Genomic DNA, 12,447 nt, shown 5'->3' with positions numbered 1-12,447 from the left:
GCGCTTCACTGGCGCGGGGAATTAGGGGCATTTCATGCGTTCATTGGGAATTGTGGCGCTCAGCGTCATGCTGGGCGGCTGCGCGTCGGTCACGCGCGGCACGACCGAAAATATCAGCATCTCATCGACACCGTCAGGCGTGGAAGCAATTGTCAGCGGAATGGAGGTTCCGACCACCTGCACGACGCCCTGCGCCGTGGTCGTCAAGCGCAACGCCGACATCTCGATTGCCTTCCAGAAGGAAGGCTATGAACCGCAGATCGTGCCGCTCAGCCGAGACATTCCGACCTCCGGTGCCGCTGGCTTCGCAGGCAATCTTTTGCTGGGCGGTGTCGTCGGCATGGGCGTCGATGCCGCGACCGGGGCGGCAACCGATCACAAGCCGAATCCAGTCATCGTAACGATGCAGCCCTCTGTCCCGCACGCAGCACCGCGCGCTCCGAAAAAGCCGCGGCCGCCCCGCGCGCCGGAGGCCGGCACATAAGATTGGCGCTACGGCATCGGCTACCTGAGGTCAGCGTCTGCCCGTCTCGCCACGAGGCAATATCCGAAGACAAACAAAAAGGCCGGCTCTTCAGCCGGCCTTTTCAAATCATCTCGCGCAGATCAAGCCTTGACCAGCGGCCCCTTCGAGGTCGGCCCCTTCGAGCCGCCGGGGCCGCCCGGCTTGGACTTGCCCGGCGGGCGCTTGCGGGCGCCCGGGAGCTTCTCCTGCTTCGGCGTGACCGGACCGTCGAGGAACTCGAAGCCGATCTTGTCCTTGGTCTCGTCGGCCTCGTCCTTGACGAGAACGACGCGGACGTGACCGCCGCCCTTCAGCTTGCCGAACAGCACCTCGTCGGCCAACGGCTTCTTGATGTGCTCCTGGATCACGCGGGCCATGGGACGCGCGCCCATCTGCTCGTCGTAACCATGCTGCACCAGCCAGGTCTTGGCGGTTTCGGACAGCTCGATGGTGACGTCGCGATCGCCGAGCTGCGCTTCGAGCTGAAGCACGAACTTCTCGACCACCGTGCCGATCACCTCGACGCTGAGATGGCTGAACGAGACGATGGCATCGAGACGGTTGCGGAATTCCGGCGCGAACTGCCGGTTGATCGCCTCGTGGTCGTCGCCTTCCCGCTTCGAGCGCGTGAAGCCGAACGCCTGCTTGGCGAGATCGGACGCACCCGCATTCGTGGTCATGATCAGGATCACGTTGCGGAAGTTGACCTGCTTGCCGTTGTGGTCGGTGAGCCGGCCGTGATCCATGATCTGGAGCAGCACGTTGTAGAGATCAGGGTGCGCCTTCTCGATCTCGTCGAGCAGCACCACGCAATGCGGATGCTGGTCGACGCCGTCGGTGAGCAGGCCGCCCTGGTCGAAGCCGACATAACCGGGAGGCGCGCCGATCAGGCGCGACACGGTGTGCCGCTCCATGTATTCGGACATGTCGAAGCGCAACAGCTCGACGCCGAGCGACGCTGCGAGCTGCTTTGCGACCTCGGTCTTGCCGACGCCGGTGGGGCCTGAGAACAGGTAGCAGCCGATCGGCTTCTCCGGCTCGCGCAGGCCGGCACGTGCCAGCTTGATCGAGGCGGCGAGCGACTCGATCGCCTTGTCCTGGCCGAACACCGTGCGCTTCAGGGTTTGCTCGAGATGCTTGAGCACCTCGGCATCGTCCTTCGACACGCTCTTCGGCGGAATCCGCGCCATCGAGGCGATCGTGGTCTCGATCTCCTTGATGCCGATGGTCTTCTTGCGCTTGTTCTCGGCCACCAGCATCTGCGCCGCGCCGGATTCGTCGATCACGTCGATCGCCTTGTCCGGCAGCTTGCGGTCGTGGATGTAGCGCGAGGAGAGCTGCACCGCGGCCTCGATGGCCTCATTGGTGTATTTCAGCCGGTGGTAGTCCTCGAAGTAAGGCTTGAGACCCTTGAGGATCGCGATCGCGTCCTCGACCGTCGGCTCGTTGATGTCGATCTTCTGGAAGCGCCGCACCAGCGCGCGGTCCTTCTCGAAGTGCTGGCGGTACTCCTTGTAGGTCGTCGAGCCCATGCAGCGGATGGTGCCGGAGGCGAGCGCGGGCTTGAGCAAATTCGAGGCGTCCATCGCCCCGCCCGACGTCGCGCCCGCACCGATCACGGTGTGGATCTCGTCGATGAACAGGATGGCGTTCGGATGCGCCTCGAGCTCCTTCAGCACCTGCTTCAGGCGCTCCTCGAAGTCGCCGCGATAGCGCGTGCCGGCGAGCAGCGTGCCCATGTCGAGCGAGAACACGGTGGCAGCCGCCAGCACCTCCGGCACCTCGCTGTCGACGATGCGCTTGGCAAGGCCCTCCGCGATCGCGGTCTTGCCGACGCCGGCCTCGCCCACGAACAGCGGGTTGTTCTTCTGCCGGCGGCACAGCACCTGGATCGCGCGGTTGATCTCGGAATTGCGTCCGATAACCGGATCGATCTTGCCGTCGCGCGCCTTCTTGTTGAGGTTGACGCAATAGGTCTCGAGCGCCTCGCCCTTCTTCTTGGCGTCGTCGCTGCCCTTGGTTTCGGTCTCCTCGTCGACACCGCGCACGGGGCGCGCCTCGGAGACGCCCGGCCGCTTGGCGATGCCGTGGCTGATGTAGTTGACGGCGTCGTAGCGCGTCATGTCCTGCTCCTGCAGGAAATACGCGGCATGGCTCTCGCGCTCGGCGAAGATCGCGATCAGCACGTTGGCGCCGGTCACCTCTTCGCGGCCGGACGACTGCACGTGGATCACCGCGCGCTGGATCACGCGCTGGAAGCCTGCGGTCGGCTTGGCGTCGTCGGCGCCGTCCGTCACCAGGTTCTCGAATTCGGTCTCAAGATAATTGACGAGGCTCGTGCGGAGCTTGTCGAGGTCGACGCTACAGGCGCGCATGACGGCGGCTGCATCGGAGTCGTCGATCAGGGAGAGCAAAAGATGCTCGAGCGTCGCGTATTGGTGATGACGCTCGTTTGCGATCGCCAGCGCACGATGCAGGGATTGTTCAAGGCTTTGGGAAAAAGTCGGCATTCGCGTCCTCTATGGCCCCCACCATCATGATCGTCATCGCCCGGTCAGGCAACAACAACCTTTGTCACATATAGTTATATAAGATCGCGGCGAAAGACCGGTTCCGCGACCCAGGCGGCTGCACAGCTGGGGTATTTCTCGATGCAAAACCCGTTCCGATTTAGGCGCGATCGGCGCCGGTGCGGAATTCCGTAGTTTTGCCAGCCGCAACCAACATCGCGCGCAGACATCACGCGACGATCACACTGCGACATGCACAAGAACCGGCTTCGAACGCGCCGTAAGGTGCCTTACTTCTTTTCCATCACGCATTGCAGCGGATGCTGGTGCTTGCGGGCGAAATCCATCACCTGCGTCACCTTGGTCTCGGCGATCTCGTAGGTGAACACGCCGCACTCCCCGATCCCGTGATGATGGACGTGCAGCATGATCTTGGTCGCGGCCTCGGCGTCCTTCTGGAAGAATTTCTCCAGCACGTGAACGACGAATTCCATCGGCGTGTAATCGTCGTTCAGGATCAGCACACGGTACAGGTTCGGCCGCTTGGTCTTCGGTTTGACCTTGGTGATGACGGACGTGTTGGGCGCGGAGGGACCGCCGGAACGGTTCTCGTCGTTGCTCATCCGGGGAGCGTGGGCGGCGGACAGGTCTGGTCTGGAAGACAGTTGCGGCATGGCTCAGGCGTTCAAATTCCCCACGGAAGCGTATGACGGTTCAGCACGCAGCCCCGGCCTTCGGAGCTTCGCACAGGCGCGCCGCCTTTGTTGGATCGCCGCTTCCAACCGTCCGGTCCAAGCCAGATCGGCTTCACCGAATATGGGCCTGCCCCCGGCTCGCCGCAAGCGTGCGGCGGCTCGGTCGATGCGGCCGCGGCTGTCCCGATTCCCGGTCCGGGCGATCCTTGCCAAGGTTAATCAATCCGGACTGATTTGACAAAAACTTCCGCCCCGCCCGTTTGGAAGATGTTGACCAGGAACCCGGCCTTTAACGTGACCGCGACGGTTTCGCCCGGGATACCTCCGGTTATCCACGGTCCAATTTACCCGGCGTTCAATGGCGTGGCGCGAAAACGGGCAAAGTCACAGATTCCGGGGATCGTCATGTCTCGCCTGCCCCTCGTCAGCCGTATTGGTCCACAGCTCGCCCGGTTTGTAGCGGCCGAACAGGGCAATATCGCCGTGATCTTCGCCATCGCGCTACTGCCGGTTTTGACCTTCGTCGGAGCTGCGGTCGATTACAGCCGCGCAGTCCAGGCCCGTTCCTCGATGCAGGCGGCCCTCGATTCCACTGCACTGATGGTCTCCAAGGATCTGTCGTCCGGCATCATCACGACGTCGCAGATCAGCACCAAGGCGCAGGACTATTTCAAGGCCCTGTTCACCGCCACCAACTCCCTGCCGTCGGTCAGCGTCGCGGCCACTTACACCGCGAGCACCAGCATGGGCTCCACGATCCAGGTCACCGGCACCGGCACCTACACGACCACCTTCATGAAGGTCGCCGGCTTCCCGACGCTCGACGTCGGCGCCGATTCCACCAGCGCCTGGGGCCTGGTGCGCATGCGCGTGGCCTTGGTGCTCGACAACACGGGGTCGATGGCACAGGACGGCAAGATGGCGGCGATGCAGACGGCCGCGAAGAGCCTGGTCGACCAGCTCAGCGCGCTCGCCAAGACCAGCGGCGACGTCTACATCTCGATCGTTCCGTTTGCCAAGGACGTCAACGTCGGCTCCAGCAACTACAGCAAATACTGGGTCGACTTCAGCGACTGGGACGCCGCCAACGGCACCGGCACGTGCAACTCGTGGAACAGCTGGGGACAATGCGCGAGCTCGACCTGGACGCCGGCCAACCGCAACACCTGGACGGGATGCGTCGTCGACCGTGACCAGGATTACGACATCAAGAACACGACGCCCACGAGCGGCAATGTGGGGACGCTGTTCCCGGCCGAACAGTACTCCTACTGCAACACCGGCAGTTCGTCCTATCTGCAGCCGATCATGCCGCTGAGCTACGACTGGAGCTCGCTCAAGAGCCGGATCGACAACATGAAGCCCACCGGTAACACCAACCAGGGCATTGGCCTCGCCTGGGGCTGGATGACACTGTCGACCGGCGATCCCATGAACGCGCCGGCCAAGGACACCAACTACACCTACAAGGACGCGATCGTGATCCTTTCCGACGGTCTCAACACGCAGAACCGCTGGTACAGCAACGCCTCGCAGATCGACGCGCGTCAGAAGAAGCTGTGCGACAACGCCAAGGCTCAGCCCAGCAACATCACGATCTATACGGTGCAGGTGAACACCGGCAGCGACCCGACCTCCAGCGTGCTGCAATACTGCGCGAGCGGCGCCGACAAATTCTATCTGGTGACGAAGGCAGATCAGACCGTCTCGGTGTTCAAGGACATCGGTACGTCGCTGTCAAAGCTGCGTGTGGCGCGCTGAAACCGACCCGCCGCACCCAACAAAAAAGCCCGGCTGCTTCAGCCGGGCTTTTGATTCCAGGACGTCCGGGAAACGTTAGTTGGCAGCCGGAGTGAACTTCGACACGATGGTCTCGACCGGCTTGAACGCCTGCTTGGCGAGGTCGCTGTAGAGGCCGGCGATCTTCTGCGATTCCGCGACGAAGGTCTCGTAGGCCGAACGGGCAAAATCGGTCTGCGCTTCCACGGCCTTGTCCAGCGACTTCACGCCGGAAAGCTTCTCGACGAAGGACTTGGTGTCCTCGAACGACTTCTTGGTGTAGTCGCCATAGGCGCTGGCGATCGCCTGGAGGCCGTGCTGCACCGTGGTGGCGGAGGCGACGTACTGCTCGAAATGCTCTTTCCCGTAGTTCTGGAAGTCTTCAACCTTGAACATCTTCGAATCCTTTTCCCTAGCTTTCGTCGGGAAGCCCCGGCTCCCTGACTCTGCCCACAATTAGTGCAGCGCACAAAAAAGTCAAGAAATTTGTGCGTCGCACAAAAGTTACATGCAAAACGCGGAGATTCCCGGGGTTTCCCGCAAGGGTTCCTTAAGCTTTTGGAAACCGCCGCCCCCTACTTTGATTCCCTGGACGTGTTCAACTTCCGCCAGCGGCCAAAAGCCGTCTGAGAACATCACCTTAGCCAGAACAGCGGCTCAGGCCCAACGTCCCCCGCGGCGAACACCTGCGGAGGGACAGCCTGAGCAGGTAATGATGCCGGTCCATTGGGCACAATTTCGCCTCACGAGCCGGTGATCAAGTCAGAAACGGGGACGGGGTTTCATGCTTCGTAAAAACTTGTCTTCCTCGCGCTTGGCGCGGGTTGGCGTTTTCGGGCTTCTTACGGTCACTACCGCAGTCATCTTCACCACCGATGCTGCCGAGGCGCGACGCCACCGGCGTCATTACGCGCAGCATCGCGTGCAGCGCGACGTGTCCGAGAGCTCCAGCCCGAAATTCGCGTCGATCATCGTCGACGGCAATTCCGGCTCCGTGCTCCAGGCATCGAGCCCCGACGGCATCCGCCATCCGGCCTCGCTGACCAAGATCATGACGCTCTATCTGCTGTTCGAGCGTCTGGAATCCGGCAAGATGAAGCTCGACACCGAGATGCCGGTGTCGCAGCACGCCGCCGATCAGGATCCGACCAAGCTGAACCTGCGTGCCGGCCAGACCATTCGCGTCGAGGACGCGATCAAAGGTCTCGTCACCCGCTCAGCCAACGACGCAGCCGTTGTGATCGCGGAAGCGATCGGCGGCGACGAGGACGACTTCGCCACGATGATGACGCGCAAGGCGCGTTCGCTCGGCATGTCCAAGACGGTCTACCGCAACGCCAACGGCCTTCCCAACGACGAGCAGGTCACGACCGCGCGCGACCAGGCCACGCTCGGCCGCGCTATCCAGGAGCGCTTCCCGCGCTACTATCGCTATTTTGCGACCTCGACGTTCAACTGGCGCGGACAGTCGATCCGGAACCACAATCATCTGCTCGGCAATGTCGAGGGCGTGGACGGCATCAAGACCGGCTACACCCGCGCCTCCGGCTTCAATCTCGTGACCTCGATGCGCCGCGGCAACCGCCACCTGATCGGCGTGGTGCTGGGCGGTCGCAGCGGCGGCTCGCGCGACGCCATCATGCGCAACCTGCTCGCGGAGAACCTCGATAAGGGCGCGACCACCCACACCGTCGCCGCGGTCACCGAGCGCAACGGCTCCGACGCCGCCGCCGAGGTCGCCGATGCCTCGGATACCCCGGCCCGCTCCGCTCCGCAGGTTCAGGCCGCCGCCGCCCCTGCCCCCGAAGCGGCCCCGCAGCGTCTCGCCTCGCGCCTCTCCGCGCTTGCTGCTGCGACCGCCGCGATGCCGCCGGCTCAGCCCAGATCTGAAACCAACAAGCCTGAAGTTCGGCCGACTGAATCCAAGATCGAGCCTGCGCCGCTCACCAATGGCGTGATCTCGAGCCAGCCGCTCTCCCTCATCCCCGGCTCGTCCGAGCCGATGAAGCCGGTCCGGGTCAAGACCGTTCAGGTCAAGGCCGGCGCCGTGAAGGTTGCCTCCGCCGCCCCGGCTCAGATCGCACCGCAGGTCACGAGCACGATTGCGGCCCGCTCCGACGTCGCCGAAACCTCCGGCGCCGTCGTCGCCCGGGCAGACCTCATCAACAAGCCTGAGATCGTCAGCCAACCGGAAGCTCCGAAGGCCGAGATCGCCCGTTCCGAGCTGCCGCGGCAGCCGGCGGGCTTCGGCACCGGCAACGGCATCCTCGGCGTATTGCCGGCCGCACCCGCCGCCGCGCCCGCCCCGGCTGCTGCGAAGCTCGCTTCAGCCGACCCGGCGGTGCAGCCGATCCAGATGAGCGCCACCACCAGGCCGGTCGTCACCCACAGCGGCTGGATCGTCCAGGTCGGCGCGCTCGAGAGCGAGAATGAAGCCCAGCAGCGCATTGACGCCGCGCGCAGCTCGGCCCGCGGCCTGCTCAGCAAGGCCGACCCGTTCACCGAGCCGGTCGTCGCGAAAGACAATCGCAGGCTCTACCGCGCCCGCTTCGCAGGGCTCGACCGCGACCAGGCCGAAGCCGTCTGCCGCGCCCTGAAGCGCGCCGATATCTCCTGCATGACAGTCCGCAACTGATCTTTCGCACCGCTGCAATCGAAATGCCCGCGCCTTGCGCGGGCATTTTCATTTGCGGGGTACGGCGATACCAAGGCTGTTCGATGCCGAGCTGTTTGATACCGAGGCTGTTCCACGACAACCTCTCGTCAAGGATTTACGGTTAAAACTTTACGCAAGGGATCGACCACGCCGACAATGGCGGGCATCGGGGCGACGGCAAACAGAGCAAGCGGGGCTCACACGGGACTGGCGTTTTGTAGCGTGGTGCCGGAGTTAGCCGTTATGCGTACGAAGCAGAGTATCCTTGGCCTCGTTTACACGGGCAGCGAGATACGTCGAGCCCCCCTGGTCGGGATGCAGTTTCTTCATCAGGGACTTGTGAGCCCGGCTGATGTCGTCACGTCCCGCCCCCGGCTGCAAGCCAAGGATCTGGTAGGCCTCCTCCGTCGTCATTTTGCCGCTCGCCACCGTGCGGCGCTGCCCCCCTGCCGCGTCGCCCTGCGCGTTCTGACGCCAAGCGGGAAACCGGCGGTCCAGATAGCTTTCAAGTAAGGCCACGCTCTCGGCGTCGAACGCCGGGACCATTGCCAGCAGGCCAGCGAGATCGAACTCGTCGAGATCGCGCCCGGCGTGAGGCCCGGCGACGATCCGGCCTCCGAGCTGGCCAGACTCGTGGTCGAGCCGCATATCCAGGAATTGCGAGCGCACGTGCGAGGCCTGACCGGCCGGGCGCGTCGCGCCGCCGCCGAACAGCCCGCCGATATTGCCGAAGCCGGCGTTTGCCAGCGGTGTCCAGCCCAAGAGTCCGGCGCCGAAGATCCCGAGCGGGATCGCCACCGCCAGTTCGCCCTTCAAGCCCGTGAACGCTGCGACCGCCAGCGCCACCACGCCGCCACCGAACCTGATCGCGCGTGCCAGCACGGCCGGATTGGCGGAACGGAACATCTGGAGCAGCAGATAAAGGGTGATAACGGCGATAGCGCCGGCGATCAGGGTCATGGCCGTAATATAGTCGGCCTATCGTCAAAAAGCATGGTGTCCTTGTCCCCCGCAGACCGCGCCAGCGCTACTTCATCTGGCCGATCAGCCTGGCCGCGCCGCTCGCGGTCCTCGCCAATCGCAGCAGCGCCTCGCGTCCGCCGGCGGCGTAGGCTGCGGCTGCACGCAACAGCTCGCGCAACTGAGCCGCCGCGCCCGGATCGAACCTGCACCAGGCGCCGCCGGTCAGGCGCGCGATCTCGCGAAAGGCCTGCTCGGCGACGGCGTCATGGCCTTCCTGAAATACGAACACAGGCACCTTGAGCATGCCGAGCTCGCCGGCCTTGGCGCAGAGCTCGTCGACGTTCTCCTCCATGGCGTCGCCGACGAAGACAACGGCGCGCACGCCGGATGCGACCGCCTCGCGCCGCGCCTCGCTCAGCACCTTGCCGATCTGGGTGTCGCCGCCGCGGCAATCGATCTTGCTCATCAGCGTCGCAAGCCTGGCGCTGTCGGAGATCCATCCTGTAGCGCGGCACTCGTTGAAGCCGCGATAGTAGACGAGCCGGATGTCGAGACTGCCGAGCGCAGCGGTCTCGCGGAACATGTCGGCCTGAAGCGCGCAAGCCATGTCCCAGGTCGGCTGCCGGCTCATCGTCGCATCCAGCGCGAAGATCAGCCGGCCTTTCGCACCGGGAACATGTGGTGACAGCGCACGCGCCTTGGTGACGAAGGCGGCGATGTCCTCCGAGGTCGACGTCCCCGCCTGCGGCACCGTGCCGCCTGGTTGCGCCGAGACGGCATCGCCGCCGCGCGGTTTGATGGGTTCGCCCGACATCCCTTGACCCTTGCGTGAGCGGCTAATGTGGTCAGCGCGTGCAGCCCGGTCAATGAGCAAAGCCCCCGCAGGCAGGCGCCGGCGGAGGCTTTGAAATCGGGACCGACGATGAGGGAGACGTCAGCTCTTGGCAGGCGCCATCAAAGCGACCGGGCCGGGCTCGAGAATCTTCGGCGGGGACGATTGCGTGTCGACCGGCGCCACCTCGCTGTCAGTCGCGCTCAGGAACTTGTCGAGCATGCCCTGGATCGAGTTCTTGGCCGCGTCCGGACCGGTATCGCGCATGTCATTGTGCTGGAATTCGGTCTTCACGACCTGGATGCCGGCCTTCTCGCATTCCTCGTCGGTCGGGATCACGCCCGCATCGGCCTTGAACTGCGGATCGGTGGAGCGGAACGACAGGATCTTGAACTTGCCGGCGGTGACGAAGGGAACGCGCAGATTGTCGAGCGTGACGACCTTCTTGACCTCGTCCGGATACTGCTTGGCGAAATACATCGTGATGTCGCCGCCCATGGAGTGGCCGACCATCGTCACCCTGTCGTAGTCGGCGTTGGGCTGAACCTTCTTCATCTCCTGCATGGCGAGATGGATGTTGGCGACGCCGCGCAGGATCTGCGGCAGCCGGCCGACATAGATCTCGCCGGGCTTGGTCACCATCGGAGGATCGGTCGGCAAATCATGCTGCGGGCTGACGACGAGGTAGCCCCGCGCAGCGAAAATGTTGGCGAGGAAGCCGTACTCGGTGTTCTTGACGGTGTTGCCGTGGTTGATCACGGCGACCGGCATCGTGATCATGCCGGCATTGGCCTGCATTTCCTTGTCACGACGGATCGCGATGTCGACGGGCACCGCACGGTTGTCGCGCGAGGCATCGTAGAAGGTGACGGTCTCGTGCTTGATCGCCCACTTGCTCGCCGTGAAATAGGCGACGCCGCAGAGGGCACTGACCGAAACCAGAACGGCAATTCCACGCTTCATTTTCGTCCTCAGCCTCAGGCTCTTGCGGCCTGAATCCCTGTTGAAAATCGTGTTCTTCCGGGGCTCTTCGGCCCCTGGTCGCCTATTCCCTAATATATGTCACAGCCGCGTGACAGGAAGGCCAAATATTGTGAACCGGCAGCCCTTTCATTGTGCGTCGCACACGTTTCTTGGGCATCTCGATCTCATACGGCTACGTCAGGGTGCAGATCACCATCCGACGCAACCGGTCTCGATAAGGTTCAATTTTGCAGTAAACGCAGGATGAAAACGGCCGGGCGCCGGTTCGGTTCCCGCGGGAACCGGCCGCTTCGATCGACTGGAAGTAGCGATATACCGCCGCCTCAAGCGCCGAAGATGTCGTGGACCTCGAGCGGCTTGTCGACCTGATTGAACCACTCGGCGCGGTTGGCCGCGCGGCGGCGGCCGCGCTCGTCGAGCGGAAGCTTGAGCTGGCGGAGCAGACTCGTCACCTCCTCCCGCGCGGTCAGATGGCCGAGATTGGGCCGCATGCCGAGCGTGGCCTCGTCGATCACGTCCAGCGCGGTCAGGCCGCGCGGGAAGAACTCGCGATAGACGACGCGTTCGGCGAAGCCGTCGACGTAGCGGAAGCCGAGCCGCAGCGACAAATCCTTCAACCCCTCGGCGACGAGCTGCTTGTTGCGGGAGCCCAGCATCGAGAGGCGGTTGCGCACCACGATCCAGTCGGTGGTCGCGCCATCGAGCTGGCGGCGCTTGCGGCGGGTGTCCCGCACCATCTCGGCGTAGTGGCTCTCGCCCGTCACCGCGTAGTTGGCGGGATCGACGGTGCCGAGCACATCGAAATCGAGGAAGCTGTCGTTGATCGGGGTCACCAGCGTGTCGGCCATCGAGTGCGCAAGCCGCATCAAATAGCTGTCGGTGCCAGGCGTATCGATGACGATGAAGTCGAAGCTGCTCTCGACCGCCGAGACCGCCTCCATGAACTGAAGGAACTCGGAATTCTCGTTCTCGGCGACCTGCATGGTCTCGCCGAGCTTGATGCAGCGATGCAGCGGCAGTTCGAGGTCGAGCTTGGTGCGGCGCGCCCAGGCGGAACGGTTGTTGATGTAGTGAGTAAAGCTCTGCTGACGGCAGTCGAGGTCGATGGTGGCGACGCGCTGGCCGGCTTTCAGAAGCGCGACCGCGATGTGCAAGGCGGTGGTCGACTTGCCGGAGCCGCCCTTCTCGTTGCCGAGCACGACCACATGTGCCGAGCCGGACTGGCCTTGGCTAGCTTGCACAAGCATCGCGATCCTCAACACCCCTAACGAATATCTTCGAGTTGGGCACGTCTGCGGTCAAGTGAAATGCGTGACAGGTAATGCAAATCGCAGCACGCCATCCTTCACCATGAATCGGTGCGCCGCTTCGCGTCTGTGATCCGGCCCACAATGTCGCGACATCCTGCGCGGCTTTGCGCGGGATGCTGTGCCGCATCCGGATGCATGGCGTCCACGGTCGCCGCTTGTTAAGGTTAGCCTGCCGGGCGCCGGCACGCGCCCGCCGATTCCCAAACCCCGTCG

Annotated in this window: 10 protein-coding genes; 3 read left to right on the top strand and 7 right to left on the bottom strand. The window is 63.8% G+C overall.

The window, feature by feature from the left end; translation table 11 throughout:
• The first annotated feature begins 34 nt into the window (after positions 1 to 34).
• Positions 35 to 484: a peptidase associated/transthyretin-like domain-containing protein gene (locus tag QCM77_RS06390; protein WP_279662342.1), complete on the top strand. Its 450-nt coding sequence runs from the start codon at positions 35 to 37 to the stop codon at positions 482 to 484.
• Between the two features lie 122 nt (positions 485 to 606).
• On the opposite strand, the gene clpA is transcribed toward QCM77_RS06390, so the two are convergent.
• Both clpA and clpS read right to left on the bottom strand, forming a co-directional pair.
• On the bottom strand, positions 607 to 3,015 hold the full coding sequence (gene clpA, locus QCM77_RS06385; protein WP_279662341.1) for an ATP-dependent Clp protease ATP-binding subunit ClpA: 2,409 nt from the start codon (positions 3,013 to 3,015) through the stop codon (positions 607 to 609).
• A gap of 290 nt (positions 3,016 to 3,305) precedes the next feature.
• Positions 3,306 to 3,638: an ATP-dependent Clp protease adapter ClpS gene (clpS, locus tag QCM77_RS06380; RefSeq protein WP_018455182.1), complete on the bottom strand. Its 333-nt coding sequence runs from the start codon at positions 3,636 to 3,638 to the stop codon at positions 3,306 to 3,308.
• A gap of 477 nt (positions 3,639 to 4,115) precedes the next feature.
• Here clpS and QCM77_RS06375 point away from each other — a divergent pair, with 477 nt between their 5' ends.
• Entirely contained in the window at positions 4,116 to 5,471 is a 1,356-nt protein-coding gene (locus QCM77_RS06375; RefSeq protein ID WP_279682454.1) for a TadE/TadG family type IV pilus assembly protein, read from the top strand.
• A gap of 75 nt (positions 5,472 to 5,546) precedes the next feature.
• Here QCM77_RS06375 and QCM77_RS06370 read toward each other — a convergent pair whose 3' ends face one another.
• Positions 5,547 to 5,885, bottom strand: coding sequence for a phasin family protein (locus QCM77_RS06370; protein ID WP_247498630.1), 339 nt, complete (start codon positions 5,883 to 5,885; stop codon positions 5,547 to 5,549).
• Between the two features lie 388 nt (positions 5,886 to 6,273).
• Here QCM77_RS06370 and QCM77_RS06365 point away from each other — a divergent pair, with 388 nt between their 5' ends.
• On the top strand, positions 6,274 to 8,124 hold the full coding sequence (locus tag QCM77_RS06365) for a serine hydrolase (protein ID WP_279682453.1): 1,851 nt from the start codon (positions 6,274 to 6,276) through the stop codon (positions 8,122 to 8,124).
• A 255-nt stretch (positions 8,125 to 8,379) separates the two neighbouring features.
• Here QCM77_RS06365 and QCM77_RS06360 read toward each other — a convergent pair whose 3' ends face one another.
• From QCM77_RS06360 to QCM77_RS06345, 4 genes are all read right to left on the bottom strand, one after another.
• Positions 8,380 to 9,105: a DnaJ domain-containing protein gene (locus QCM77_RS06360; protein WP_279662338.1), complete on the bottom strand. Its 726-nt coding sequence runs from the start codon at positions 9,103 to 9,105 to the stop codon at positions 8,380 to 8,382.
• Positions 9,106 to 9,172: 67 nt separating this feature from the next.
• Positions 9,173 to 9,922 (bottom strand): vWA domain-containing protein, encoded by a 750-nt coding sequence (locus QCM77_RS06355; RefSeq protein ID WP_279682452.1) that lies wholly within the window; start codon positions 9,920 to 9,922, stop codon positions 9,173 to 9,175.
• 120 nt (positions 9,923 to 10,042) lie between these two features.
• On the bottom strand, positions 10,043 to 10,903 hold the full coding sequence (locus tag QCM77_RS06350; protein WP_279662336.1) for an alpha/beta fold hydrolase: 861 nt from the start codon (positions 10,901 to 10,903) through the stop codon (positions 10,043 to 10,045).
• 344 nt (positions 10,904 to 11,247) lie between these two features.
• Positions 11,248 to 12,171, bottom strand: a complete 924-nt coding sequence (locus tag QCM77_RS06345; RefSeq protein WP_279682450.1) for a division plane positioning ATPase MipZ — start codon at positions 12,169 to 12,171, stop codon at positions 11,248 to 11,250.
• Positions 12,172 to 12,447: the final 276 nt, after the last annotated feature.

The organism is Bradyrhizobium nivariense, from assembly GCF_029846695.2.
GTDB lineage: Bacteria > Pseudomonadota > Alphaproteobacteria > Rhizobiales > Xanthobacteraceae > Bradyrhizobium.
The sequence above is the reverse complement of the archived record's forward strand: the minus strand, read 5'-3'. Positions and strand labels throughout refer to the sequence as shown.

What these genes read in the sequence shown, in the direction of transcription:
- QCM77_RS06390 (WP_279662342.1), top strand. Translation starts at nt 35, where the DNA reads ATGCGTTCATTGGGAATTGTGGCGCTCAGCGTCATGCTGGGCGGCTGC.
- clpA (WP_279662341.1), bottom strand. Translation starts at nt 3,015, where the DNA reads ATGCCGACTTTTTCCCAAAGCCTTGAACAATCCCTGCATCGTGCGCTG.
- clpS (WP_018455182.1), bottom strand. Translation starts at nt 3,638, where the DNA reads ATGAGCAACGACGAGAACCGTTCCGGCGGTCCCTCCGCGCCCAACACG.
- QCM77_RS06375 (WP_279682454.1), top strand. Translation starts at nt 4,116, where the DNA reads ATGTCTCGCCTGCCCCTCGTCAGCCGTATTGGTCCACAGCTCGCCCGG.
- QCM77_RS06370 (WP_247498630.1), bottom strand. Translation starts at nt 5,885, where the DNA reads ATGTTCAAGGTTGAAGACTTCCAGAACTACGGGAAAGAGCATTTCGAG.
- QCM77_RS06365 (WP_279682453.1), top strand. Translation starts at nt 6,274, where the DNA reads ATGCTTCGTAAAAACTTGTCTTCCTCGCGCTTGGCGCGGGTTGGCGTT.
- QCM77_RS06360 (WP_279662338.1), bottom strand. Translation starts at nt 9,105, where the DNA reads ATGACCCTGATCGCCGGCGCTATCGCCGTTATCACCCTTTATCTGCTG.
- QCM77_RS06355 (WP_279682452.1), bottom strand. Translation starts at nt 9,922, where the DNA reads ATGTCGGGCGAACCCATCAAACCGCGCGGCGGCGATGCCGTCTCGGCG.
- QCM77_RS06350 (WP_279662336.1), bottom strand. Translation starts at nt 10,903, where the DNA reads ATGAAGCGTGGAATTGCCGTTCTGGTTTCGGTCAGTGCCCTCTGCGGC.
- QCM77_RS06345 (WP_279682450.1), bottom strand. Translation starts at nt 12,171, where the DNA reads ATGCTTGTGCAAGCTAGCCAAGGCCAGTCCGGCTCGGCACATGTGGTC.